Origin of the sequence: Streptomyces sp. S465, assembly GCF_026898115.1 — a bacterium.
Classification (GTDB): Bacteria; Actinomycetota; Actinomycetes; order Streptomycetales; family Streptomycetaceae; genus Streptomyces; species Streptomyces luomodiensis.
In genome coordinates, this window is the sequence record NZ_CP114036.1 from 6,838,318 (window position 1) to 6,864,799 (window position 26,482).

Annotated in this window: 12 protein-coding genes, 1 tRNA gene and 3 rRNA genes; 15 read left to right on the forward strand and 1 reads right to left on the reverse strand. The window is 67.4% G+C overall.

What is annotated here, in order from left to right; genetic code table 11:
- Positions 1-39 precede the first annotated feature (39 nt).
- The 8 genes from thyX (at position 40) to N6H00_RS29015 (ending at position 10,259) form a co-directional block, all read left to right on the forward strand.
- Entirely contained in the window at positions 40-780 is a 741-nt protein-coding gene (gene thyX, locus N6H00_RS28980; RefSeq protein ID WP_268974769.1) for an FAD-dependent thymidylate synthase, read from the forward strand.
- A 196-nt stretch (positions 781-976) separates the two neighbouring features.
- Positions 977-1,876, forward strand: coding sequence for a 4-hydroxy-tetrahydrodipicolinate synthase (gene dapA / locus N6H00_RS28985; RefSeq protein WP_268974770.1), 900 nt, complete (start codon positions 977-979; stop codon positions 1,874-1,876).
- 124 nt (positions 1,877-2,000) lie between these two features.
- Positions 2,001-3,686 carry a ribonuclease J gene (locus N6H00_RS28990; protein ID WP_268974771.1) on the forward strand — a complete coding sequence of 562 codons (1,686 nt, stop codon included), beginning with the start codon at positions 2,001-2,003 and terminating at the stop codon, positions 3,684-3,686.
- 510 nt (positions 3,687-4,196) lie between these two features.
- A 16S ribosomal RNA gene (locus N6H00_RS28995) occupies positions 4,197-5,723 on the forward strand.
- Between the two features lie 288 nt (positions 5,724-6,011).
- A 23S ribosomal RNA gene (locus tag N6H00_RS29000) occupies positions 6,012-9,132 on the forward strand.
- A gap of 71 nt (positions 9,133-9,203) precedes the next feature.
- A 5S ribosomal RNA gene (gene rrf, locus N6H00_RS29005) occupies positions 9,204-9,320 on the forward strand.
- Together the 16S, 23S and 5S rRNA genes form the textbook arrangement of a ribosomal RNA operon.
- A 107-nt stretch (positions 9,321-9,427) precedes the next feature.
- Positions 9,428-10,126, forward strand: coding sequence for a DegT/DnrJ/EryC1/StrS family aminotransferase (locus N6H00_RS29010; RefSeq protein ID WP_268974772.1), 699 nt, complete (start codon positions 9,428-9,430; stop codon positions 10,124-10,126).
- A 60-nt stretch (positions 10,127-10,186) separates the two neighbouring features.
- Positions 10,187-10,259: transfer RNA gene (locus N6H00_RS29015), tRNA-Thr, on the forward strand.
- A 105-nt stretch (positions 10,260-10,364) separates the two neighbouring features.
- Here the strand turns inward: N6H00_RS29015 and N6H00_RS29020 are convergent.
- Positions 10,365-12,992, reverse strand: coding sequence for a SpoIIE family protein phosphatase (locus N6H00_RS29020; RefSeq protein WP_268974773.1), 2,628 nt, complete (start codon positions 12,990-12,992; stop codon positions 10,365-10,367).
- Positions 12,993-13,243: 251 nt separating this feature from the next.
- Here N6H00_RS29020 and N6H00_RS29025 point away from each other — a divergent pair, with 251 nt between their 5' ends.
- From N6H00_RS29025 to N6H00_RS29055, 7 genes are all read left to right on the forward strand, one after another.
- Positions 13,244-18,790 carry a HAMP domain-containing protein gene (locus tag N6H00_RS29025; RefSeq protein WP_268974774.1) on the forward strand — a complete coding sequence of 1,849 codons (5,547 nt, stop codon included), beginning with the start codon at positions 13,244-13,246 and terminating at the stop codon, positions 18,788-18,790.
- A 274-nt stretch (positions 18,791-19,064) separates the two neighbouring features.
- Positions 19,065-19,742, forward strand: a complete 678-nt coding sequence (locus tag N6H00_RS29030) for a response regulator (protein ID WP_268974775.1) — start codon at positions 19,065-19,067, stop codon at positions 19,740-19,742.
- Between the two features lie 167 nt (positions 19,743-19,909).
- Positions 19,910-22,744, forward strand: coding sequence for a DNA translocase FtsK (locus tag N6H00_RS29035; RefSeq protein ID WP_268974776.1), 2,835 nt, complete (start codon positions 19,910-19,912; stop codon positions 22,742-22,744).
- A gap of 189 nt (positions 22,745-22,933) precedes the next feature.
- On the forward strand, positions 22,934-23,767 hold the full coding sequence (locus N6H00_RS29040; protein WP_268974777.1) for a helix-turn-helix domain-containing protein: 834 nt from the start codon (positions 22,934-22,936) through the stop codon (positions 23,765-23,767).
- A gap of 63 nt (positions 23,768-23,830) precedes the next feature.
- The gene (rimO, locus tag N6H00_RS29045) at positions 23,831-25,327 is read left to right on the forward strand and encodes a 30S ribosomal protein S12 methylthiotransferase RimO (RefSeq protein WP_268974778.1); all 1,497 of its coding nucleotides are present in this window, start codon (positions 23,831-23,833) and stop codon (positions 25,325-25,327) included.
- Positions 25,324-25,959, forward strand: coding sequence for a CDP-diacylglycerol--glycerol-3-phosphate 3-phosphatidyltransferase (gene pgsA / locus N6H00_RS29050; RefSeq protein WP_268974779.1), 636 nt, complete (start codon positions 25,324-25,326; stop codon positions 25,957-25,959). The genes rimO and pgsA overlap by 4 nt, the downstream gene beginning before the upstream one ends.
- Positions 25,956-26,471 carry a CinA family protein gene (locus tag N6H00_RS29055; RefSeq protein WP_268974780.1) on the forward strand — a complete coding sequence of 172 codons (516 nt, stop codon included), beginning with the start codon at positions 25,956-25,958 and terminating at the stop codon, positions 26,469-26,471. Before pgsA ends, N6H00_RS29055 begins: the two co-directional genes overlap by 4 nt.
- The last annotated feature ends 11 nt before the right edge of the window (positions 26,472-26,482 follow it).

The window sequence follows — 26,482 nt, forward strand, 5'->3', positions numbered from 1 at the left end:
GCGCCGCCCCGAGCGAACGCACCATGGAAGGACCCGCCGGTGACCCAGACCCCCGCCGAGACCGAGAAGGCCCGTTTCCGCAGCGATGTGACCGTCGAGCTGGTCAAGCACAGCGCCGCCGACTCCGACGTGCTGTGGGCCGCGCGGGTGTCCACCGCGGGCGAGCAGTCCCTCGAGGAGGTCACCAAGGACCCGGAGCGCTCCAAGGGGTTGATCAACTTCCTGATGCGGGACCGGCACGGCAGCCCGTTCGAGCACAACTCGATGACCTTCTTCATCAGCGCCCCGATCTTCGTCTTCCGCGAGTTCATGCGGCACCGCGTGGGCTGGTCGTACAACGAGGAGTCCGGTCGCTACCGCCGTCTCGAGCCGGTGTTCTACGTGCCGGGGGAGGACCGGAAGCTGGTCCAGCAGGGCCGCCCGGGGAAGTACGAGTTCGTCGAGGGCACCCCGGCGCAGCACGAGCTGACCGGCCGGGTGATGGAGGACACATACCGCCACGCGTACGCGGCGTACCAGGAGATGCTGGCCGCCGGAGTGGCCCGCGAGGTGGCCCGGTCCGTGCTCCCGGTCGGCCTGTTCTCGTCGATGTACGCGACGTGCAACGCCCGCTCGCTGATGCACTTCCTGGGCCTGCGCACCCAGCATGAGCAGGCGGCGGTGCCCTCGTTCCCGCAGCGGGAGATCGAGATGGTCGGGGAGCGGATGGAGGCGGCCTGGGCGCGGCTGATGCCGCTCACCTACGCCGCCTTCAACGCCAACGGCCGAGTGGCCCCGTAGCCGGGCACGGTCGGTGCCCGGACGGATCATCGGGCGAAGTGTCCGTATTGCGGCGTTTCAAGAAGTTCATCTAGGCTGAACAAACGGGCCCGGCACTGCTTGAACCCCCGAGCAGGCAGTGCCGGGTCCCATCTCTTCGCTCCGTCCGCCGCCCCGAGCGAGCGCCGCGGGCCGCGCTACGAGTAGCGTGGGCCCCATGGCACCGACATCCACATCGCAGACCCCTTTCGGGCGGGTGCTGACCGCCATGGTCACGCCATTCACCGCTGACGGCGCGCTCGACCTCGACGGCGCCCAGCGACTCGCCGCTCATCTGGTGGACGCCGGCAATGACGGCCTGGTCGTCAACGGCACCACCGGCGAGTCCCCCACCACCAGCGATGCGGAGAAAGCCCAGCTCGTACGCGCCGTGGTCGAGGCGGTCGGTGACCGCGCCCACGTCGTGGCGGGGGCCGGTACCAATGACACCCGGCACAGCGTCGAGCTCGCCCGCGCGGCCGAGCAGGCGGGTGCCCACGGGCTGCTGGCCGTCACGCCGTACTACAGCAAGCCCCCGCAGGAAGGCCTCCTCCGGCACTTCACCGCCATCGCCGACGCCACCGGCCTGCCGGTCATGCTCTACGACATCCCCGGCCGCAGCGGCGTCCCGATCGGCACCGAGACCATCGTCCGGCTCGCCGAGCACCCGCGCATCGTGGCCAACAAGGACGCCAAGGGCGACCTCGGGCGCGCCAGCTGGGCCATCGCCCGCTCCCGCCTCGCCTGGTACTCCGGTGACGACATGCTGAATCTGCCGCTGCTGTCGGTCGGCGCGGTCGGCTTCGTCTCCGTGGTCGGCCACCTGGTCAGCCCCGAACTGCGGGCGATGCTCGAAGCCCATCTCGCGGGCGACGTCGCGAAGGCAACGGAGATCCACCAGAAGCTGCTGCCGGTCTTCACCGGCATGTTCCGCACCCAGGGAGTGATCACGACCAAGGCCGCGCTCGCCCTCCAGGGCCAGCCCGCGGGGCCGCTGCGCCTGCCGTTGGTCGAGCTGACCGCCGAGGAAACGGAACAGCTCACGCGCGATCTCGCCGCCGGCGGGGTACAGCTCTAAGCAACGAGGCGATGGTTCGCACCTTCGTACTTCACAACTGCATACAGACACATCAGCAAGTGCACGAATGTCACGCGCGCCATGTGCCCAGGGGGCATGTGGCGCGCGTGGTGAGGAGAGTCTTTTGAGTCATCCGCATCCCGAACTCGGCCCTCCGCCGAAGCTCCCCGAGGGCGGCCTGCGCGTCACCCCGCTCGGCGGCCTCGGTGAGATCGGCCGGAACATGACGGTCTTCGAATACGGTGGCCGGCTGCTGATCGTCGACTGCGGGGTGCTCTTCCCCGAGGAGGAGCAGCCCGGAGTCGACCTGATCCTGCCGGACTTCACATCCATCCGGGACCGCCTCGACGACATCGACGGCATCGTCCTCACCCACGGCCACGAGGACCACATCGGCGGCGTCCCCTTCCTGCTGCGCGAGAAGCCCGACATCCCGCTGATCGGTTCCAAGCTGACCCTCGCCCTGATCGAGGCGAAGCTGCAGGAGCACCGGATCCGTCCGTACACGCTCGAGGTCGAGGAGGGCCACCGCGAGCGGATCGGCCCCTTCGAGTGCGAGTTCATCGCGGTCAACCACTCCATCCCGGACGCCCTCGCCGTCGCCATCCGCACCCCGGCCGGCATGGCCGTGCACACCGGCGACTTCAAGATGGACCAGCTGCCCCTCGACGGCCGCCTCACCGACCTCCCCGCGTTCGCCAAGCTCGGCGAGGAAGGCATCGATCTGCTCCTGGTGGACTCCACCAACGCCGAGGTCCCCGGGTTCGTGCCGCCCGAGCGTGACATCTCCGGCGTGCTGCGCCAGGTCTTCGCCAACGCACAGAAGCGGATCATCGTCGCGAGCTTCGCCAGCCATGTGCACCGCATCCAGCAGATCCTCGACGCGGCGCATGAGTACGGACGCAGGGTCGCCTTCGTCGGCCGCTCGATGGTCCGCAACATGGGCATCGCACGGGACCTGGGCTATCTGCGGGTGCCGGCCGGTCTCGTGGTGGATGTGAAGACCCTCGACGATCTCCCGGACGACGAGGTGGTGCTCGTCTGCACGGGCTCCCAGGGCGAGCCGATGGCCGCGCTGTCCCGGATGGCCAACCGCGATCACCAGATCCGGATCGTCCAGGGCGACACGGTGATCCTGGCCTCGTCGCTGATCCCCGGCAACGAGAACGCGGTCTACCGGGTCATCAACGGCCTGACGCGATGGGGCGCCAATGTCGTCCACAAGGGCAACGCCAAGGTCCATGTCTCCGGCCACGCCTCGGCCGGCGAGCTGCTGTACTTCTACAACATCTGCAAGCCCAAGAACCTGATGCCGGTGCACGGCGAATGGCGCCATCTGCGCGCCAACGCCGAGCTGGGCGCGTTGACCGGAGTGCCGAAGAACCGTTGTGTCATCGCCGAGGACGGTGTCGTGGTCGACCTCGTCGACGGCGTCGCCAAGATCGTCGGCAAGGTGCAGGCGGGATACGTGTACGTGGACGGCCTCTCGGTCGGCGATGTCACGGAGACCTCGCTCAAGGATCGCCGCATCCTCGGCGAGGAGGGCATCATCTCGATCTTCGTGGTCGTCGACAGCACGACCGGCAAGATCGTGGGCGGTCCGCATGTCCAGGCCAGGGGCTCCGGGATCGAGGACGCCGCCTTCTCCGCGGTCCTCCCGAAGATCGAGGACGCCCTGGCCAAGTCGGCCTCCGACGGGGTCGCGGAACCGCATCAGCTCCAGCAGCTGGTGCGCCGCGCGGTCGGCAAGTGGGTCTCCGACAGCTACCGCAGGCGCCCGATGATCCTGCCCGTGGTCGTCGAGGTCTGACCTCCTCCCTGACGTCCCCTCAGCACCCCACCGGCGCTGAACACTCGGCGGGGCTCCCCGATTTGCATCGAGGAGCCCCGCTCCAGTACGTTTACGGCTCCGCCAGAGGGGAACCCGGAGCGCCGCACGGCCTCCGAAGGAGCCCGACGGCGGGGGTGGAAATCGACTCGGAGAAATTCTGATAAAGTCGACGAAGCCGAAAGGCAAGGCCCTCCAGCGGCCACCGGAAACGGAATTCGGATCGGAAACGGACCGGAAATCGGATCTGGTAAGGTTGGAAACACCGAAGGGAAGCGCCCGGAGAAACCGGTGAAAGGGTTTCGAAGGAAGCGTCCGTTCCTTGAGAACTCAACAGTGTGCCAAAAGTCAACGCCAGATATGTTGATAACCCCGTCCTTCTCGGACGAGGTTCCTTTGAAAAACACAGCGAGGACGCTGTGAACGGGACTGGATTATTCCTCCGGTTCTGTTCCGCTCTCGTGCAGTGTTTGCCGGGATATCCCGGAAGCATTCACGGAGAGTTTGATCCTGGCTCAGGACGAACGCTGGCGGCGTGCTTAACACATGCAAGTCGAACGATGAACCGGTTTCGGCCGGGGATTAGTGGCGAACGGGTGAGTAACACGTGGGCAATCTGCCCTGCACTCTGGGACAAGCCCTGGAAACGGGGTCTAATACCGGATATGACCGCTGACCGCATGGTCTGGTGGTGGAAAGCTCCGGCGGTGCAGGATGAGCCCGCGGCCTATCAGCTTGTTGGTGGGGTGATGGCCTACCAAGGCGACGACGGGTAGCCGGCCTGAGAGGGCGACCGGCCACACTGGGACTGAGACACGGCCCAGACTCCTACGGGAGGCAGCAGTGGGGAATATTGCACAATGGGCGCAAGCCTGATGCAGCGACGCCGCGTGAGGGATGACGGCCTTCGGGTTGTAAACCTCTTTCAGCAGGGAAGAAGCGCAAGTGACGGTACCTGCAGAAGAAGCGCCGGCTAACTACGTGCCAGCAGCCGCGGTAATACGTAGGGCGCAAGCGTTGTCCGGAATTATTGGGCGTAAAGAGCTCGTAGGCGGCTTGTCGCGTCGGATGTGAAAGCCCGGGGCTTAACTCCGGGTCTGCATTCGATACGGGCAGGCTAGAGTTCGGTAGGGGAGATCGGAATTCCTGGTGTAGCGGTGAAATGCGCAGATATCAGGAGGAACACCGGTGGCGAAGGCGGATCTCTGGGCCGATACTGACGCTGAGGAGCGAAAGCGTGGGGAGCGAACAGGATTAGATACCCTGGTAGTCCACGCCGTAAACGTTGGGAACTAGGTGTGGGCGACATTCCACGTTGTCCGTGCCGCAGCTAACGCATTAAGTTCCCCGCCTGGGGAGTACGGCCGCAAGGCTAAAACTCAAAGGAATTGACGGGGGCCCGCACAAGCGGCGGAGCATGTGGCTTAATTCGACGCAACGCGAAGAACCTTACCAAGGCTTGACATACATCGGAAACACTCAGAGATGGGTGCCCCCTTGTGGTCGGTGTACAGGTGGTGCATGGCTGTCGTCAGCTCGTGTCGTGAGATGTTGGGTTAAGTCCCGCAACGAGCGCAACCCTTGTTCTGTGTTGCCAGCATGCCTTTCGGGGTGATGGGGACTCACAGGAGACTGCCGGGGTCAACTCGGAGGAAGGTGGGGACGACGTCAAGTCATCATGCCCCTTATGTCTTGGGCTGCACACGTGCTACAATGGCCGGTACAATGAGCTGCGAAGCCGTGAGGTGGAGCGAATCTCAAAAAGCCGGTCTCAGTTCGGATTGGGGTCTGCAACTCGACCCCATGAAGTCGGAGTCGCTAGTAATCGCAGATCAGCATTGCTGCGGTGAATACGTTCCCGGGCCTTGTACACACCGCCCGTCACGTCACGAAAGTCGGTAACACCCGAAGCCGGTGGCCCAACCCTTGTGGGGGGAGCCGTCGAAGGTGGGACTGGCGATTGGGACGAAGTCGTAACAAGGTAGCCGTACCGGAAGGTGCGGCTGGATCACCTCCTTTCTAAGGAGCACATAGCCGACTGCGGGCGAATGTCTCGCACGGTTGCTCATGGGTGGAACGTTGACTATTCGGCATCGTCTTGGGTGCTTTCTCTGCTAGTACTGCCTCTTCGGGGGCGTGGAACGCGGGGTGAGTAAGAGGCGGTGTCGGGCACGCTGTTGGGTGTCTGAGGGTACGGGCGAGAGGGTTTCGCTTGTTCCTTCGGCCGGTCCTGGTGACTGCACGTGAGTGTGGGTGACGGGGTACGGGTCGTTGTTTGAGAACTGCACAGTGGACGCGAGCATCTGTGGCCAAGTTTTTAAGGGCGCACGGTGGATGCCTTGGCACCAGGAACCGATGAAGGACGTGGGAGGCCGCGATAGGCCCCGGGGAGCTGTCAACCGAGCTGTGATCCGGGGGTGTCCGAATGGGGAAACCCGGCAGTCGTCATGGGCTGTCACCCATACCTGAACACATAGGGTATGTGGAGGGAACGCGGGGAAGTGAAACATCTCAGTACCCGCAGGAAGAGAAAACAACCGTGATTCCGGGAGTAGTGGCGAGCGAAACTGGATGAGGCTAAACCGTATGTGTGTGATACCCGGCAGGGGTTGCGCATGCGGGGTTGTGGGAGCGAGCTTCGGTCGTCTGCCGGCGGCTGGGTGAGTCAGAAACCATTGCGATAGGCGAAGGGCATGCGAAAGGCCCGGCGTAGAGGGTAAGACCCCCGTAGCTGAAATCGTGGTGGCTTGCTTGCTTGTTTCCCAAGTAGCACGGGGCCCGAGAAATCCCGTGTGAATCTGGCGGGACCACCCGCTAAGCCTAAATATTCCCTGGTGACCGATAGCGGATAGTACCGTGAGGGAATGGTGAAAAGTACCGCGGGAGCGGAGTGAAATAGTACCTGAAACCGTGTGCCTACAAGCCGTGGGAGCGTCGGACATCAGCTTGCTGGTGTCTCGTGACTGCGTGCCTTTTGAAGAATGAGCCTGCGAGTTTGCGGTGTGTTGCGAGGTTAACCCGTGTGGGGGAGCCGTAGCGAAAGCGAGTCCGAAGAGGGCGTTTGAGTAGCACGCTCAAGACCCGAAGCGGAGTGATCTAGCCATGGGCAGGTTGAAGCGGAGGTAAGACTTCGTGGAGGACCGAACCCACCAGGGTTGAAAACCTGGGGGATGACCTGTGGTTAGGGGTGAAAGGCCAATCAAACTCCGTGATAGCTGGTTCTCCCCGAAATGCATTTAGGTGCAGCGTCGTGTGTTTCTTGCCGGAGGTAGAGCACTGGATAGGCGATGGGCCCTACCGGGTTACTGACCTTAGCCAAACTCCGAATGCCGGTAAGTGAGAGCGCGGCAGTGAGACTGTGGGGGATAAGCTCCATGGTCGAGAGGGAAACAGCCCAGAGCATCGACTAAGGCCCCTAAGCGTACGCTAAGTGGGAAAGGATGTGGAGTCGCAGAGACAACCAGGAGGTTGGCTTAGAAGCAGCCATCCTTGAAAGAGTGCGTAATAGCTCACTGGTCAAGTGATTCCGCGCCGACAATGTAGCGGGGCTCAAGCGTACCGCCGAAGTCGTGTCATTGCAGTATGTACCCCTAACGGGGACTGTGATGGGTAGGGGAGCGTCGTGTGCCGGGTGAAGCAGCCGTGTAAGCGAGTTGTGGATGGTTCACGAGTGAGAATGCAGGCATGAGTAGCGATTCACACGTGGGAAACGTGTGCGCCGATTGACTAAGGGTTCCTGGGTCAAGCTGATCTGCCCAGGGTAAGTCGGGACCTAAGGCGAGGCCGACAGGCGTAGTCGATGGACAACCGGTTGATATTCCGGTACCCGCTTTGAAGCGCCAACGCTGAACCAGGCGATGCTAAGTCCGTGAAGCCGCCCTGGATCCTTCGGGTGAAGGGGAGTGGTGGAGCCGACGGTCCAGACCTGTAGTAGGTGAGTGATGGGGTGACGCAGGAAGGTAGTCCAGCCCGGGCGGTGGTTGTCCCGGGGTAAGGGTGTAGCCCGAGGGGTAGGTAAATCCGTCTCTCATTGTGGGTGAGACCTGATGCCGAGCCGATTGTGGTGAAGTGGATGATCCTATGCTGTCGAGAAAAGCCTCTAGCGAGTTTCATGGCGGCCCGTACCCTAAACCGACTCAGGTGGTCAGGTAGAGAATACCGAGGCGTTCGGGTGAACTATGGTTAAGGAACTCGGCAAAATGCCCCCGTAACTTCGGGAGAAGGGGGGCCATTGCTGGTGATGGGTTTTGCACTCGGAGCTGGTGGTGGCCGCAGAGACCAGCGAGAAGCGACTGTTTACTAAAAACACAGGTCCGTGCGAAGCCGTAAGGCGATGTATACGGACTGACGCCTGCCCGGTGCTGGAACGTTAAGGGGACCGGTTAGTCACATTTCGGTGTGGCGAAGCTGAGAACTTAAGCGCCAGTAAACGGCGGTGGTAACTATAACCATCCTAAGGTAGCGAAATTCCTTGTCGGGTAAGTTCCGACCTGCACGAATGGCGTAACGACTTCTCGACTGTCTCAACCATAGGCCCGGTGAAATTGCACTACGAGTAAAGATGCTCGTTTCGCGCAGCAGGACGGAAAGACCCCGGGACCTTTACTACAGCTTGATATTGGTGTTCGGTTCGGCTTGTGTAGGATAGGTGGGAGACTGTGAAGCCGCAACGCCAGTTGTGGTGGAGTCGTTGTTGAAATACCACTCTGGTCGTGCTGGATGTCTAACCTGGGTCCGTGATCCGGATCAGGGACAGTGTCTGGTGGGTAGTTTAACTGGGGCGGTTGCCTCCTAAAGGGTAACGGAGGCGCCCAAAGGTTCCCTCAGCCTGGTTGGCAATCAGGTGTTGAGTGTAAGTGCACAAGGGAGCTTGACTGTGAGACCGACGGGTCGAGCAGGGACGAAAGTCGGGACTAGTGATCCGGCGGTGGCTTGTGGAAGCGCCGTCGCTCAACGGATAAAAGGTACCCCGGGGATAACAGGCTGATCTTCCCCAAGAGTCCATATCGACGGGATGGTTTGGCACCTCGATGTCGGCTCGTCGCATCCTGGGGCTGGAGTCGGTCCCAAGGGTTGGGCTGTTCGCCCATTAAAGCGGTACGCGAGCTGGGTTTAGAACGTCGTGAGACAGTTCGGTCCCTATCCGCTGTGCGCGTAGGAGTCTTGAGAAGGGCTGTCCCTAGTACGAGAGGACCGGGACGGACGAACCTCTGGTGTGCCAGTTGTTCTGCCAAGGGCATGGCTGGTTGGCTACGTTCGGGAGGGATAACCGCTGAAAGCATCTAAGCGGGAAGCCTGCTTCGAGATGAGGGCTCCCACCTCCTTGAGGGGTTAAGGCTCCCAGTAGACGACTGGGTTGATAGGCCAGATATGGAAGCCGGGTGACCGGTGGAGTTGACTGGTACTAATAGGCCGAGGGCTTGTCCTCAGTTGCTCGCGTCCACTGTGTTGGTTCTGAAGTAATGAACCGTGTTGTTTCCGGTTTTATCTTCATAGTGTTTCGGTGGTCATAGCGTTAGGGAAACGCCCGGTTACATTCCGAACCCGGAAGCTAAGCCTTTCAGCGCCGATGGTACTGCAGGGGGGACCCTGTGGGAGAGTAGGACGCCGCCGAACAAATTTTGCAGAGAGCCCTGTCGGGACTTCGGTCACCGGCAGGGCTCTCTTCTTTTGTTGTGCTGTGAGCCACTCGGTGTTCATGTTGTATGGGCACGATGCCGCCCATGGGGACTCCTACGGATGAGCTGCTGCATGAGTTGACCCGGGCAGGTGTACGGCCGGGCGACGAGGTGATCGTGCCGTCCTACGGCACTCCCGAGGCCGCGGAAGCGGTGCTGCTGGCCGGCGCCAGGCCGGTGTTCGTGGACATCGACGCCCGCACCTACTGCATAGACCCGGCCGCGGTGGCCGAGGCGCTGACGCCCCGGACCGCGGCCGTCGTGGCCATTCACACCTTCGGCCACCCCGCGGACATGGCGGCCCTCACTGAGCTCAGCCGACGGCACGGCGTGCTGGTGATCGGCCACGGTGCGGTCTGCGAGCCCGCGGGGGAGATCCTGCGGCGGCAGGCGAACGCGGCGTACCTGGACGGGAAGCTGCGCGGTGTTCTCACGCCGGCGGTCGCCCCCGGAGTGGAACACACCTATCAGCAGTACGTCGTCCGGGTCCCCGGCAATGGCCGGCCGGACCGGGACGCCTTCGCCCGTACGCTGCGTTCACGCGGCGTCGTATGCCATGTCCCCGTACAGACGCCCGCGCACCGTACCGCGCGCTTCCGGCGCGATCTGTGGCTCGTGGAGACCGAGCGGGCGGCCGATGAGTGCCTGGCGCTGCCCGTCGATCCGACCATGTCGCGGCGGGAGTTGCAGCGCGTGGTCTCGGCCTGCAACGCGCTGGGCGGGCTGCTCCAGTCAGCCGCCTGAGCCCCGGGGCGGGTGGTCGGGAGCGCACTCGAGTTCGGGTATGATCTATCTCGTCGACGCGCCCCAATAGCTCAGTCGGCAGAGCGTCTCCATGGTAAGGAGAAGGTCTACGGTTCGATTCCGTATTGGGGCTCTCCTGCGAAGGCCCCCGCCATGTGGCGGGGGCCTTCGTCATGCGGCGGGATGTGGCGGGCACCGTAGGGGGAACACCCGGCGCCCGACCCCCGGCCGGGCCGCCTCAGGAGTCGGCCGGCTCGGGGACGCGCATGGCCAGGATCGCCATGTCGTCGGACGGCGGGTCCACCGCGAAGCGCTCGACCGCCCGCAGCACCCGGGCGGCCACCGCGCCCGCCGTAAGGCCGGTGCAGGTCGTCAGGACGTCGACAAGGCCGTCGTCGCCGAGCATCCTGGTGCCCTCACGCCGCTCCGTGACGCCGTCGGTGACGCACAGCAGCACGTCTCCCGGGTCGAGCGTCACCGTCTGCTCGTACAGCTCCAGATCGTCCATGACGCCGAGCAGCGGCTGGGGCTCGGCCGCCGCCTCCACGGTGCCGTCCTGGCGCAGCCGGAGCGGCAGGGGGTGTCCGGCGCAGACGACCTTGAGGACCGCGCTGCCGTCATGCTGCGGCCACAACTCCCCGTAGAGGAGGGTCAGGAAGCGGCTGCGGGCGCCCTCGTCGAGGATGGCCGCGTTGAGCCGCTCCAGGACCGCCGGGCCCCCGAAGCCCTCGCGGGCGAGCAGCCGCAGGGCATGCCGGGCGAGTCCGGTGACCGCGGCGGCCTCCGGTCCGGTGCCGCAGACGTCGCCGATGGCGAAGCCGTACGCCCCCTCGCGGATCGGGAAGAGATCGTAGAAGTCTCCGCCGACCTCGTTGCCCTCGCCCGCTGCGCGGTAGATGACCTCGACCTCGACTCCGTCGACCTCCGGCAGTTCGGGCGGCAGCAGACTGCGCTGCAGGGACTGGCTGATGGCGGTGCGCTCCGAGTAGAGCCGCGCGTTGTCCAGCGCGAGCGCCGCCCGGCGGGAGAGGTCCTCGGCGAGCTCCAGGTTCTCCTGGCGGAAATGCTCGTCGGTGGGCTTGCCGAGGACGAGCATGCCGATGACGCGGTTACGGGCCACCAGGGGCAGCACGACCGTCTCCCCGCCGACCGCGGAGGCGGTCGCCAGCGAGGCGCCGGGGCCCGAGGAGGGACGGGCGGAATCGCCGAGGCTGAGGCTGCGCAGCGAGGTGCGCAGGGCGGCGGCGTGAGCCGCGTCATAGGGACCGGACCAGCTGCGGGCTCCGCCGGTGGGGACCTGCTCCGGCGGGTCGATCTTCATCAGCAGGGCCTTGAGTCCGTCGATGCGGTCCTCGTCCTCGTGCAGCACGTACGACAGCTCGGGCTCGGACGCCTGGTCGGCGACCGTATAGACGGCGCACCAACTGGCCAGTGTGGGCACCGTCATCTGGGCCATGAGGGCCAGCGTCTGATCGCGGTCCAGGGTGCCCGCGAGGAGGTCGGACGCCTCGACGAGGAAGGACAGGGAGCCGCGGCGGAGCCGCTCCAGCTCGGTGAGGCGGGCGCGCTCGACGGCGAGGGCGATGCGGTCGGCGGCGAACTGGAGCCGCAGGGCCTCTTCGTTGCTGTAGCGGGCGGGGGCCTCGGCGGCGACGCCGAGCGAGCCGGTGAGCCGGCCCTCGACCTTCAGCGGAACGGTGACGACGGAGCGCATCCCGGTGTTCACCAAGAGCGGAACAGCCCCGGGCACCGCGGACAGGTCCTCGTGGACGGCGGGCATCCGGGCCGAGCCGTAGCGCCCAGAGCCCGCTTCGACGGGGACGCGGGCGAAGCGCTGGCGGGCGGAGGGCAGCCCGGTGGAGGCGCGGACCTCCAACTCGGTTTCGTCGTCGGTGGCCAGCAGCAGATACGCGGCGTCGCCGTCGAGCATGTCGCGGGCCCGCTCGACGGTGCGCTGGAGCAGCCCGTCGAGGTCGTCGGGGGCCGGCGAGCCGATGAAGACCTCGAAGGCGTCGGTGGCCGGGCCCCGCTCGGCCGTGTCGGTGGTGTCGCCCCCGGCACCGCGCATCTGGCTCTGCAGCACGGCGCGCTCGCGGTCGCGCACCAGCAGGCAGACGGTGGACGGCTCGCCCTCGGCGTCGCGGACGCGCAGATGGGAGGCGTAGACGGGGGAGACCCGGCCGTCGGCGCCGCGGATGCCGTACGAGCCCTCCCAGCGGGAGAGCAGCAGCGCCTCGGCGACCCCGGTGCTGGTGCCGGGGGTGTGCGGCCAGGCCGCGAGATCGGTCAGCGGTTTGCCGATGACCTGCTCCGGTGGGTAACCGAACAGTGCCTGAGCGTCCTCGTTCCAGGCGCTGATCAGACCGCCGCTGTCGACCTGGACGACGCCGACCCGCACCCGGGAGTCGGCGATGGGCAGGGCGCTGGAGGGCAGGGCGGGGCCGGCGGCCCGGGTGCCCGCCGGACGGTCGGGGAAGTCGAGGTGGAACCAGACGTGCTTATGGGTCGCGGTGTACTCGACGCCCCAGCGGGCGGCGAGCGCGGCGCACAGCAGCAGTCCGCGGCCGCCCTCGCGGTCGGGGTGCCCGAAGTGGTGGCCGCCGTTGCTCTGGAGCGGGACCTCGCGCTCGGGGTAGCGGTCGGCGACCTCGACGCGTACGCCGGTGTCGGCGCGGATGCAGACCACGTCGGCGGTGGTACCGGCGTGCACCACCGCGTTGGTGACAAGTTCGCTGGTGAGGACGACGGCGTCGTCCACGATGTCGGTGAGGCCCCACCCCTGAAGGGTGTCCCGGACAAAGGTGCGGGCGGCGGCGACCGAGCGTCCCACCGGTTCGAAGGTGGCGGCTGCCCGCGCGGTGATCACAGGTCTCCTCATATGTGTCTCGGCGAACTGCTCACCCATGTCGCAGCGCCCCTCCGATGCCCTGGCCGGTTGCCAGGTTACTTACCATCGACGCCCGCGCGAATGCCGGTCGGCCCCGATTCCACCCAGAGTGTGCTGTCGGCGGTGTGCGATGCTGCCGAACTGTTATGGCCTGGTTGGGGCATGGTGAAACACTGGGGAAGCTGGAAGAAGAACCCGACGAGGACGGTCAACCCTGCGGGAGGGACACGGTGGAGTCTGGCGCAGCGGCGCGGGGCACGAATACGCGCGCGAAAGGCGGACGGTCCCGGAGCAATGGGACGACTGAAGTGGAGACGGCGGCCCTGAACCGGCTGCTGACCGCGATGACGGCCATGCGGGACGGGAACTTCCGCAAGCGGCTGACGGTCTCGGGCGAGGGCGTCATGTCCGAGATCGCGGCCGTTTTCAACGAGGTCGCGGATCGCAATCTGCAACTTACCGGCGAGCTGACCCGGGTACGGCGGGTGGTCGGCCGGGAGGGCAAGCTCACCGAGCGGCTGGAGACCGGCGCCTGTGAGGGCCAGTGGGCGGCGGCCATCGATGCCTCCAACGCACTGGTGGACGATCTTGTGCGGCCGGTGTCCGAGGTGGGCCGGGTGCTGTCGGCGGTCGCCGAGGGCGACCTGGAGCAGCGCATGGACCTGCGGGCACAGGGCGCCGACGGGTCGGCGCATCCGCTGCGCGGTGAGTTCCTGAAGGTGGGGCGCACCGTCAACGGCCTGGTGGATCAGCTCTCGGCGTTCACCGATGAGGTGACGCGGGTCGCGAGCGAGGTCGGCACCGAGGGCAAGCTGGGTGGCCAGGCCCGAGTGCGCGGAATGTCGGGTTCGTGGAAGGACCTGACGGAGTCCGTCAACACGATGGCCTCCCGGCTCACCGCTCAGGTGCGTGATATCGCTCTCGTGACCACGGCGGTGGCGAAGGGTGATCTGTCCCGGAAGGTCACGGTTCATGTGTCCGGGGAGATGCTCGAGCTGAAGGAAACCGTCAACACGATGGTGGACCAGCTCTCCTCGTTCGCCGCCGAGGTGACCAGAGTCGCCCGTGAGGTGGGCACCGAGGGTGAGCTCGGCGGTCAGGCGCAGGTGCCGGGCGTCGCGGGGGTCTGGAAGGACCTCACCGACTCCGTCAACCTGATGGCCGGGAACCTGACCGCGCAGGTGCGCGGGATCGCCCAGGTGACCACGGCGGTCGCCAATGGCGATCTGTCGCAGAAGGTGACGGTGAGCGCACGCGGCGAGGTCGCGCAGCTGGCCGACACGATCAACACCATGACCGAGACGCTGCGCACCTTCGCCGACGAGGTCACGCGGGTGGCCAGCGAGGTCGGCGCCGAGGGGCTGCTGGGCGGTCAGGCGCAGGTGCCGGGTGCGGCGGGGACGTGGAAGGATCTCACCGATTCGGTGAACACCGCGTTCCGGAACCTCACCGCTCAGGTGCGGGACATCGCCCAGGTGACGACGGCGGTGGCGAACGGCGATCTGTCGCAGAAGGTCACCGTGGACGTGGCCGGGGAGATGCTGGAGCTGAAGAACACCGTCAACACGATGGTGGACCAGCTTCAGTCCTTCGGCGCCGAGGTGACGCGGGTGGCCCGGGAGATCGGCGTCGAGGGCGAGCTGGGCGGTCAGGCGCAGGTGCCGGGTGCGGCGGGGACGTGGAAGGATCTCACCGATTCGGTGAACACCGCGTTCCGGAACCTCACCGGACAGGTGCGCAACATCGCCCAGGTGACCACGGCGGTGGCGAACGGCGATCTGTCGCAGAAGGTCACCGTCGATGTCTCCGGTGAGATGCTCAAGCTGAAGAACACCGTGAACACCATGGTGGACCAGCTGTCCTCGTTCGCCGACCAGGTGACCAGGATGGCGCGGGACGTGGGCACCGAGGGCCGGCTGGGCGGCCAGGCCCGGGTGGACGGGGTCAGCGGTGTCTGGAAGGACCTCACCGACTCCGTCAACTCCATGGCGGGGAACCTGACCGCTCAGGTGCGCGGTATCGCCCAGGTGACGACGGCGGTCGCGCGCGGCGATCTGTCGCAGAAGATCGACGTCGATGCGCGCGGCGAGATCCTGGAGCTGAAGAACACCATCAACACGATGGTCGACCAGCTCTCCGACTTCGCCGAGCAGGTGACCCGGGTCGCCCGCGAGGTGGGTACGGACGGCCGGCTGGGCGGTCAGGCGCAGGTGCCCGGTGTGGCCGGTGTGTGGCGCGATCTGACCGACTCGGTGAACGGCATGGCGGGCAATCTGACCGCTCAGGTGCGCAATATCGCGCAGGTCGCCACGGCGGTCGCGCGCGGTGACCTCTCGCAGAAGATCGACGTCGATGCGCGCGGCGAGATCCTGGAGCTGAAGAACACCCTGAACACGATGGTCGACCAGCTGTCGTCGTTCGCGGAGGAGGTCACCAGGGTCGCCCGTGAGGTGGGCACCGAGGGCCAGTTGGGCGGCCAGGCCGAGGTGCAGGGCGTCTCCGGGACGTGGAAGGACCTCACCCAGTCCGTCAACAGCATGGCCAACAACCTGACGTCCCAGGTGCGTTCCATCGCCGAGGTGACGACGGCGGTCGCCAAGGGCGACCTGTCGAAGAAGATCACCGTCGATGCCAAGGGCGAGATCCTGGAGCTGGTCACCACCGTGAACACGATGGTGGACCAGCTGTCGTCGTTCGCCGAGCAGGTGACCCGGGTGGCCCGTGAGGTGGGCACCGAGGGGCAGTTGGGCGGTCAGGCGCGGGTTCCGGGTGTGACCGGCATCTGGAAGGACCTGAGCAACAACGTCAACCTGATGGCCAATAACCTGACCATTCAGGTGCGGAACATTTCGCAGGTCTCGGCCGCGGTCGCCAACGGCGATCTGACGAAGAAGGTCACGGTCGAGGCGCGCGGCGAGGTCGCGGCCCTGGCCGACACCGTCAACACGATGGTGACGACGCTGTCCTCGTTCGCCGACGAGGTCACGCGGGTGGCCCGCGAGGTGGGCACGGACGGCATCCTGGGCGGTCAGGCCCGGGTGCCCGGCGTCTCGGGGACGTGGAAGGACCTCACCGAGTCCGTGAACTCGATGGCGTCCAACCTGACCGGACAGGTCCGCAACATCGCCATGGTCACCACGGCGATCGCCCAGGGTGATCTGACCAAGAAGATCGACATCGAGGCGCGGGGCGAGATCCTCGAGCTCAAGACCACGATCAACACGATGGTGGACCAGCTCTCGTCGTTCGCCGACCAGGTGACCCGGGTGGCCCGTGAGGTGGGCACCGAAGGGCAGCTGGGCGGCCAGGCTCGGGTGCGGGACGTGGCCGGCACCTGGAAGGACCTGACCGAGTCGGTGAACGAGATGGCCGGCAACCTGACCCGTCAGGTGCGCGCCATCGCCGAGGTCGCCACCGCGGTGACCCGCGGCGATCTCAACCTCAAGATCGACGTGGACGCCTCGGGCGAGATCCAGGTCCTCCAGGACCACATCAACACCATGATCGCCAACCTGCGCGAGACGACGCTCGCCAACAAGGAGCAGGACTGGCTCAAGGGCAACCTCGCCCGGATCTCCGGTCTCATGCAGGGCCGGCGCGACCTGGAGGATGTCGCCCGGCTGATCATGAGCGAGCTGACCCCGGTGGTCTCCGCCCAGCACGGCGCGTTCTTCCTGGCCGTACCGCCCGGTGAGGGCACCGAGGTGGTCGCGGACAGCACCTCCGACGACGGCTACGAACTGCTCCTGGTCGGCTCCTACGGCTACACCCACGGCTCGATGCCCACGCGCTTCAAGCCCGGGGAGACGCTGATCGGCACGGTCGCCGAGGAGAAGCGCCCGATCCTGGTGGAGAACGTGCCACCGGGCTATCTCAAGATCGCCTCGGGGCTCGGCGAGGCGGCCCCGGCCCATGTGATCGTCCTACCGGTGCTCTTCGAGGGGCAGCTGCTGGGCGTGATCGAACTGGCCTCGTTCCAGCCCTTCGCCCAGATCCAGAAGGACTTCCTCAACCAGATCGCCGAGATGATCGGCACCAGCGTCAACACCATCAGCGTCAACACCAAGACCGAGGTGCTGCTGAAGCAGTCGCAGGAGCTGACCGAGCAGCTGCGGGAGCGGTCGGCCGAGCTGGAGAACCGGCAGAAGGCGCTCCAGGCGTCCAACGCGGAGCTGGAGGAGAAGTCCGAGCGGCTGGCCCGGCAGAACCGCGACATCGAGGTCAAGAACACCGAGATCGAGGAAGCCCGGCAGGTGCTGGAGGAGCGCGCCGAGCAGCTCGCCGTCTCGATGCGCTACAAGAGCGAGTTCCTGGCGAACATGTCGCATGAGCTGCGCACACCGCTGAACTCCCTGCTGATCCTCGCCAAGCTGCTCGCCGACAACGCCGACGGCAACCTTTCGCCGAAGCAGGTGGAGTTCGCCGAGACGATCCACGGCGCGGGCTCGGACCTTCTTCAGCTGATCAACGACATCCTGGACCTGTCGAAGGTCGAGGCGGGCAAGATGGACGTCAGCCCGACCCGGATCGCCCTGGTCCAGCTGGTCGACTACGTGGAGGCCACCTTCCGGCCGCTGACCGCCGAGAAGGGCCTGGACTTCTCCGTAAGGGTTTCGCCGGAGCTCCCGGCGACACTGCACACCGATGAGCAGCGGCTGCTCCAGGTGCTGCGCAATCTGCTGTCCAACGCGGTGAAGTTCACCGACAGCGGCGCCGTGGAGCTCGTCATCCGCCCGGCCGGCGCGGATGTGCCCCACGCCATCCGGGAACAGCTGCTGGAGCACGGTGCCTTGCGCGACGCGGACGCCGAGATGATCGCCTTCTCGGTCACCGACACCGGTATCGGCATCGCGGCGAGCAAGATGCGGGTGATCTTCGAGGCGTTCAAGCAGGCCGACGGCACCACCAGCCGGAAGTACGGCGGCACCGGACTCGGCCTGTCCATCAGCCGGGAGATCGCCCGGCTGCTGGGCGGCGAGATCCACGCGGCCAGCGAACCGGGCCGCGGCTCGACGTTCACGCTCTACCTGCCGCTGCACCCCAGTGAGCTGCCGCCCCAGGGCTACCCGCAGCTCGCGCCGAGCAGCTCGGACTCCGGTCGGCTGGCGCTCGAGGCGCTCCCCAGCGGCGCGGAGGAGACCGCGGAGGACGGTGCCGAGGCGGAGGAGGAGGCCGCGCGGGACGCCGCCCCGGCGCCGCGCGCACGCGGCGGCTCCGGGCTGTCCCGGCGGCGTCAGCGGGCCGAGCAGGAGGCGGCACAGGCCGAGGTGCAGCAGTCCCCGCCGCAGGCGGAGCCGAGCCGTCGGTCGGCCGGCCGCCGACCGGGACGGCAGGCGCAGGCCCCCGAGCCGTGGCTGCTGGGCGGCCAGGACCTGGTGGCCCCGGAGCCGGCGGGCGGTTTCCACGGCGAGAAGGTGCTGATCGTCGACGACGACATCCGTAATGTCTTCGCGCTGACCAGCGTGCTGGAGCAGCACGGGCTGCAGGTCCTGTACGCGGAGAACGGCCGGGAGGGCATCGAGGTCCTGGAGCAGCACGACGACGTCGTGCTCGTCCTGATGGACATCATGATGCCGGAGATGGACGGCTACGCCACGACGGCCGCGATCCGCAGGATGCCCCAGTTCGCCGGGCTGCCGATCATCGCCCTCACCGCGAAGGCGATGAAGGGCGACCGGGAGAAGAGCATCGAAGCGGGCGCGTCGGACTACGTCACCAAGCCGGTCGACACCGATCATCTCCTTACGGTGATGGAGCAGTGGATGTCGGGGGAGTGACCCGCGGCGCGCCCGGCCCGGCCGTGGTGTTGACTGAGTGTCGCCGAACACGTGTGGGAACGCGGTATTCGGGGAACTTTCTGGTCCCCCACCGCGTTTCTGCTACGTGCACAGTGACATCGCGGTGACAGGGTGTGGCGAACAGCGGGGTGCGGCTACCATGACCGGCACAAGGACGGGCGGCGCAAGGGAGTCGTCCCCTGGGGCGGCGCCCGGTGCTTTCCCCGGCTCTTCGAGCTGGGGAGAACCCACGCCGGGACGAGGAGGACGGGGCATGGTGCAGAAGGCCAAGATCCTCCTGGTCGATGACCGGCCGGAGAATCTGCTGGCGCTGGAGGCCATTCTCTCCGCGCTCGATCAGACCCTGGTGCGGGCATCGTCAGGGGAGGAGGCGCTCAAGGCGCTGCTGACGGACGACTTCGCGGTGATTCTGCTGGACGTCCAGATGCCGGGCATGGACGGATTCGAGACCGCCGCGCACATCAAGCGCCGGGAGCGGACCCGCGACATCCCGATCATCTTCCTCACGGCGATCAACCATGGCCCGCACCACACCTTCCGGGGCTACGCGGCCGGCGCGGTGGACTACATCTCCAAGCCGTTCGACCCCTGGGTGCTGAGAGCCAAGGTCTCGGTCTTCGTGGATCTGTACATGAAGAACTGCCAGCTGCGGGAGCAGGCCTCGCTGCTGCGGCTGCAGTTGGAGGGCGGTCAGCCCGCGGCCGGGGACGCCAAGGAGTCGGCGGGGCTGCTCGCCGAGCTCTCCGCGCGGCTCGCCGCCGTCGAGGAGCAGGCCGAGGCGCTCTCCAAACAGCTGGACGAGTCGGCCGATGCCGCCGCCGTGGCCACCGCGGCTCATCTGGAGCGCAAGCTGACCGGTCTGCGGCGGGCGCTGGACGCGCTGGAGCCGGGCGCGGGCAGCGGGGCCGGCCAGGTCCCCTCGCAGAACTGAGCGACCGCCCCACCGTCACTGCCGGTCGGTCATCGCCGACCGGGGTCTCGCACGTTGACGTGCCGTCACGGCCGGCTCGTCGGCATGCGGCACCGGTGTGACACCAGCGGTGCCTGATACCCCCGCCATGCGTGCTCCGTACGGCGGACGCGGGTAACCTCGCCTGCATGGCCTCTCGTACGTCCGGCAAGGGTTCCCAGAGCACGGCGGGCACCTCGAAGAAGCGCGCCGGGCAGCCCGGGGGCACCGCGAAGAAAGCGCCCGCGAAGAAGGCGGCGGTCCAGAAGGCGCCCGCCAAGAAGTCCGCCGCGCCCGTGAAGAAGGTCCCGCCGAAGAAGAAGGCGGCACCACCTCCCGCGCCGAATCCCACCAGTGGGGTGTACCGCGCCGTGCGCGCCGTGTGGATGGGCGCGGCACGGGCCGTCGCGGCGATGTTCCGCGGCATAGGGCGCGGCGCCAAGGGACTCGACCCGGCGCACCGCAAGGACGGCAGTGCCCTGCTGCTGCTCGCCCTCACTCTTATCGTCGCCGCGGGCACCTGGGCCGATCTGGAAGGGCCGGTCGGCAGGCTGGTCGAGATGCTGGTCACCGGCGCCTTCGGCCGCCTCGACCTGGTGGTGCCGATACTGCTGGGCACCATCGCCACCCGCCTGTTCCTCCACCCGGAGCGGCCGGAGGCCAACGGACGGATCGTCATCGGCCTCTCGGCGCTCGTCATCGGCGTCCTGGGGCAGGTCCACATCGCCTGCGGCGCCCCGGGGCGCGGCGAGGGCACCGAGGCGATCCGGGACGCCGGCGGTCTGATCGGCTGGGCCGTCTCCCGGCCGCTGATCTACCTGATGGGCGATGTGCTGGCCGTACCGCTGCTGGTGCTGCTCACCGTCTTCGGGCTGCTGGTGGTCACCGCGACGCCGGTCGCCGCCATTCCGCAGCGGCTGCGGCAACTGGGCATCCGGCTGGGCCTGGTGCGGGACGACGAGGACGCGTACGCGTCGGGGGCCGGCTACGAGGCGGAGTACGCCGACGAATGGCGCGAGACGCCCGCCAGGCGGCCTCGCAGGACCTCGCTCACCAAAGGGGCCCCGGACGGTGCGAGCGGCCCGGAGCCGGCCGAGGAGGAGTCGCTGCGCAAGCGCCGGCGTTCGCGCCGCTCCTCGTCCGCGCAACCGCCGCTCGACCGGCCCATGGACGCCGTGGACGTCGCGGCCGCGGCCGCCGCCGCGCTGGACGGGGCGGTGCTGCACGGTGTGCAGCCCTCGCCGCTCGTCGCCGGGCTCAGCAGCGGGATGTCGGGCGAGCAGGAGGACGGGGCCGCGAGCGGCGGGGTGCCGGGCGCGCGCGATGCCGGTAAGGACCCCGGGAAGGCCGCGGGGAAGAGCGGCGCCAAGGGCAAGGCGGCGGGCGGGAAGGGCCGTCCGGGCGGAGCCGGCGATGTGGACCCGCACCGGGTCCCCGACCTGACCCGGCCCGTGGCCGAGGTGAGCGAGCCGCTGCCGCCGCGCGCCGAGCAGCTCCAGCTCTCCGGGGACATCACCTATTCCCTCCCCTCGCTCGAGCTGCTGGAGCGCGGCGGCCCCGGCAAGACGCGCAGCGCGGCCAACGACGCGGTCGTGGACTCGCTGACGAAGGTGTTCACGGAGTTCAAGGTGGACGCCGCCGTCACCGGCTTCACCCGGGGCCCGACGGTCACCCGCTACGAGGTGGAACTGGGCCCGGCCGTCAAGGTCGAGCGGATCACCGCGCTGACCAAGAACATCGCCTACGCGGTCGCCAGTCCCGACGTCCGGATCATCAGCCCGATCCCCGGCAAGTCGGCCGTCGGTATCGAAATCCCCAACAGCGACCGCGAGATGGTCAACCTGGGCGACGTGCTGCGCTCGGCGGACTCCGTCGGTGACGAACACCCGATGCTCGTCGGGCTCGGTAAGGACGTCGAAGGCGGCTATGTGGCGGCCAATCTGGCCACGATGCCGCATGTGCTGGTGGCGGGCGCGACCGGTTCCGGCAAGTCCTCCTGCATCAACTGCCTGATCACTTCGATCATGGTCCGGGCCACTCCGGACGATGTGCGGATGGTGCTGGTCGACCCCAAGCGTGTGGAGCTGACCGCCTACGAGGGAATTCCGCATCTGATCACACCGATCATCACCAACCCCAAGCGCGCCGCCGAGGCGCTCCAGTGGGTGGTGCGGGAGATGGATCTTCGCTACGACGACCTCGCCGCATACGGCTTCCGCCATATCGACGACTTCAACGCGGCGGTCCGTAAGGGCAAGGTGAAGCAGCCGGAAGGGAGCGAGCGGGAGCTCAAGCCCTATCCGTATCTGCTGGTGATCGTCGACGAGCTGGCAGATTTGATGATGGTCGCACCGCGGGACGTCGAGGACGCGATCGTGCGGATCACGCAATTGGCGCGCGCGGCCGGTATCCACCTGGTGCTGGCCACCCAGCGGCCCTCCGTGGACGTCGTCACCGGACTGATCAAGGCTAATGTGCCCTCCCGACTCGCCTTCGCCACGTCCTCGCTGGCCGACAGCCGCGTCATCCTGGACCAGCCCGGCGCCGAGAAGCTGATCGGCAAGGGCGACGGCCTCTTTCTGCCGATGGGCGCGAACAAACCCGTCCGGATGCAGGGCGCCTATGTCACCGAGGCCGAGGTCCAGGCCATCGTCGCGCACTGCAAGGAGCAGATGGCACCGGTCTTCCGCGACGACGTGACGGTCGGGTCGTCGAAGAAGAAGGAGATCGACGAGGAGATCGGGGATGATCTCGACCTGCTGTGCCAGGCCGCTGAGCTGGTGGTTTCCACCCAGTTCGGCTCGACGTCGATGCTGCAGCGCAAGCTGCGGGTGGGGTTCGCCAAGGCCGGGCGGCTGATGGATCTCATGGAGTCGAGGAACATCGTCGGCCCGAGCGAGGGGTCCAAAGCGCGCGATGTGCTCGTCAAACCGGATGAATTGGATGGCGTGCTCGAGACGATCCGCGGTAAGGCTCACTCATAAGGGTTCGGCAGGCAACCGTTTCCCCTACCGAAACGTCAAGTTGAGGGAGGTGGCGGAGTGAGACCCCAGAATCGTGATCGAATGGCAATCCCGATGGCGGACAAACTCCGTCCTCCCGCTTGCCCGACCCTTTCGCCCCACCCCTAGACTGAACCTCCAGCAGGTGGCTCACGCTCGAAAGGCGCCCCCGTGTCCATCGGCAACCTTCCCGAAGACGGCAACTCCCCCGAAGACGACCGGCTTTCCATCGGTCGTGCCCTCCAGCAGGCCCGTATCTCCGCTGGGCTGACCGTCGACGAGGTCAGTTCCTCGACCCGGGTGCGCACCCCCCTCGTGCGGGGCATCGAGCAGGACGATTTCTCGCGCTGCGGTGGCGATGTCTACGCCAGAGGCCACATCCGCGTGCTCGCGCGCGCCGTGGGCCTCGACCCGGAGGCCCTGATCGCGCAGTTCGACGCTGAGCACGGCGGCCGGCCCGCGCCGACCGCGCCCGCGCCGCTGTTCGAGGCCGAACGGATCCGCCCCGAACCCCGGCGCCCCAACTGGACGGCCGCGATGGTCGCGGCGATCGTCGCCGTCGTCGGATTCGTGGGCTTCACCCTTGTCAGCGGTGGCGACGAGGGCGACGGCTCGACGGTCGCCGAGGAGACCTCCTCGCCCAAGCCCAGCGCCTCCGCGCCCACCAACAGCGCCGCCCCCAGCAAGCCCGCCACGCCGAACAAGCCCGACCCGTCCGACAGCGCCATCGCCGGCGTCCCGGCGGACAAGGTCACCGTCAAGCTGACCGCCGAGGGCGGCCAGAGCTGGATCTCCGCTCAGGATCACAACGGCCGGCTGCTCGAGGAGGGCGTGCTGCGCGAGGGCGACTCCAAGACCTTCAGCGACAGCAGCCGCATCGACCTGGTGCTCGGCAACGCCGGGGCGATCAAGCTGTTCGTGAACGGCAAGGAAGTGAAGAACGTGGGCACCAGCGGGGCCGTCCAGCGGCTGTCCTACACCAAGGGCGACCCCGAGGCGGGCTGAGCCGCCGGAAGATCGGGAGCCCTGCCAGCGTGGGCTGTCGTGGGGACGAAGTAGTCTGAGCGCATGCCCGAACGCCGCACCGTCGCCCTTGTCACTCTTGGCTGCGCCCGTAACGAGGTGGACTCGGAGGAGCTCGCAGGCCGCTTGGCGGCGGACGGGTGGGAGCTCGTCGAGGAAGCCGCCGACGCGGACGTCGCCGTCGTCAACACCTGTGGCTTCGTCGAAGCCGCCAAGAAGGACTCGGTCGACGCCCTGCTGGAGGCGAACGACCTGAAGGACCACGGCCGCACCCAGGCCGTGGTGGCCGTCGGCTGCATGGCCGAGCGCTACGGCAAGGAGCTCGCGGAGGCGCTGCCCGAGGCCGACGGAGTGCTCGGCTTCGACGACTACGCCGACATCTCCGACCGGCTGCGCACCATCCTCTCCGGCGGCATCCACGCCTCCCACACCCCCCGCGACCGCCGCAAGCTGCTGCCGATCAGCCCGGCCGAGCGGCAGGACGCCACCGCGGTGGCGCTGCCCGGCCACGCCCAGGACACGGCGCCCGAGGACCTGCCCGAGGGGGTGGCCCCGGCCTCCGGGCCGCGGGCCCCGCTGCGCCGCAGACTGGACAGCAGTCCGGTCGCCTCGGTGAAGCTGGCCTCCGGCTGCGACCGGCGGTGCTCGTTCTGCGCCATCCCGTCCTTCCGCGGCTCCTTCATCTCGCGCCGCCCCTCCGACGTCCTGGGCGAGACCCGCTGGCTGGCCGAGCAGGGGGTGAAGGAGATCATGCTGGTCTCCGAGAACAACACCTCGTACGGCAAGGACCTCGGGGACATCCGGCTGCTGGAGACGCTGCTGCCGGAGCTGGCCGCGGTGGACGGCATCGAGCGGATCCGGGTCAGCTATCTGCAGCCCGCCGAGATGCGTCCCGGACTGATCGACGTGCTCACCTCGACCGAGAAGGTCGCCCCGTACTTCGATCTGTCCTTCCAGCACTCGGCGCCCGGGGTGCTGCGCGCCATGCGCCGGTTCGGCGACACCGACCGGTTCCTCGAACTGCTGGAGACGATCAGAGGCAAGGCGCCGCAGGCCGGTGCCCGGTCGAACTTCATCGTCGGCTTCCCCGGCGAGACCGATGAGGACCTGGCCGAGCTGGAGCGTTTCCTCAGCGAGGCGCGGCTGGACGCGATCGGCGTCTTCGGGTACTCGGACGAGGACGGCACCGAGGCCGCCACCTACGAGAACAAGGTCGACCCCGAGGTGGTCGCGGAGCGCCTGGAGCGCGTCTCGCGGCTCGCGGAGGAGCTGACCGCCCAGCGGGCGGAGGAGCGTCTCGGCGAGGTCGTCGAGGTGCTGGTGGAGGAGATCGACGACACCGGGGCCGTCCTGGGCCGCGGCGCCCACCAGGCGCCGGAGACCGATGGCCAGACGCTGCTCAGCACCGACGGGGAGCCGGAGGTGGGCCGTATGGTCCAAGCGAAGGTGATCGCGACGGAGGGAGTGGACCTCGTCGCGGAGCCGCTTGAGCCGCTGGAGCGGCGGGACGGCGGCGCGTCCACCGGGGAGGCGGACAGATGACCGATGTCCCGGCCTCCACCGCGGGAGGCCACCGCCGTCCGGCGGCCGCTGCGGTCAGCCCCGCCGGATTGTGGAACATCGCCAACATTCTCACCATGGTGCGGCTGCTCCTGGTGCCCGCGTTCGTGTTGTTGATGCTGCACAATGGCGGGTACGACCCGGCGTGGCGCTCCTTCGCCTGGGCGGCGTTCGCCATCGCCATGATCACCGATCTTTTCGACGGTCATCTGGCTCGCCGGTACAACCTGGTCACCGACTTCGGGAAGATCGCCGACCCGATCGCTGACAAGGCGATCATGGGCGCGGCGCTGATCTGTCTGTCGGCTCTGTCCGACCTCCCCTGGTGGGTCACGGGCGTGATCCTCTCTCGTGAGATCGGGATCACACTGATGCGTTTCTGGGTGATCCGGATCGGGGTCATCCCGGCCAGCCGGGGCGGAAAGCTGAAGACGCTCGCGCAGGGCACCGCCGTCGGGATGTACATCCTGGCGCTGACCGGGCCGCTGGCCACGCTGCGATTCTGGGTGATGGCCGTGGCCGTGGTCCTTACCGTGGTCACCGGCTTCGACTACGTTCGGCAGGCGATCGTGCTGCGCCGGGCAGGCCGGGCGACGGAGGAGGCCACGAGGTGAGCGAGGGAACGGCGGCCGAGGTGCTGGCGCTGCTGGAGCGGCGCGGGCAGACCCTGGCCGTCGCCGAATCGCTCACCGGCGGTCTGGTGGCCGCCGAGCTGACCGCGGTGGGCGGTGCTTCCCGCTCCTTCCGCGGTTCGGTCACGGCGTACGCCACCGACCTCAAGCGCGAGCTGCTGGGCGTGGACGGGGCCCTGCTGGCCGAGCGCGGCGCGGTCGACGCCGAGGTGGCGCGGCAGATGGCCCGGGGCGTACGGCGTGCGCTGGGCGCGGACTGGGGTGTGGCCACCACGGGTGTGGCGGGTCCCACACCGCAGGACGGCCAGCCCGTGGGCACCGTTCACGTGGCCGTCGCGGGGCCCTCGGACGCGGTGGCCGCGGCGGCGCTGCGGCTCGACGGAGACCGCGCCGGAATCCGCGGAGAGACCGTCCGCGCCGCGGTCAAGCTGCTGTTCAGCGAATTGATCGCGACGACGGGGGCACAGGATACGGAACAACACGGCGGGATTTGATGTTTGCAGCC

Coding starts and splice junctions, on each gene's coding strand:
- N6H00_RS29035 (WP_268974776.1), top strand. CDS start 19,910: ATGGCCTCTCGTACGTCCGGCAAGGGTTCCCAGAGCACGGCGGGCACC.
- pgsA (WP_268974779.1), top strand. CDS start 25,324: ATGACCGATGTCCCGGCCTCCACCGCGGGAGGCCACCGCCGTCCGGCG.
- dapA (WP_268974770.1), top strand. CDS start 977: ATGGCACCGACATCCACATCGCAGACCCCTTTCGGGCGGGTGCTGACC.
- N6H00_RS29010 (WP_268974772.1), top strand. CDS start 9,428: ATGGGGACTCCTACGGATGAGCTGCTGCATGAGTTGACCCGGGCAGGT.
- rimO (WP_268974778.1), top strand. CDS start 23,831: ATGCCCGAACGCCGCACCGTCGCCCTTGTCACTCTTGGCTGCGCCCGT.
- N6H00_RS29030 (WP_268974775.1), top strand. CDS start 19,065: ATGGTGCAGAAGGCCAAGATCCTCCTGGTCGATGACCGGCCGGAGAAT.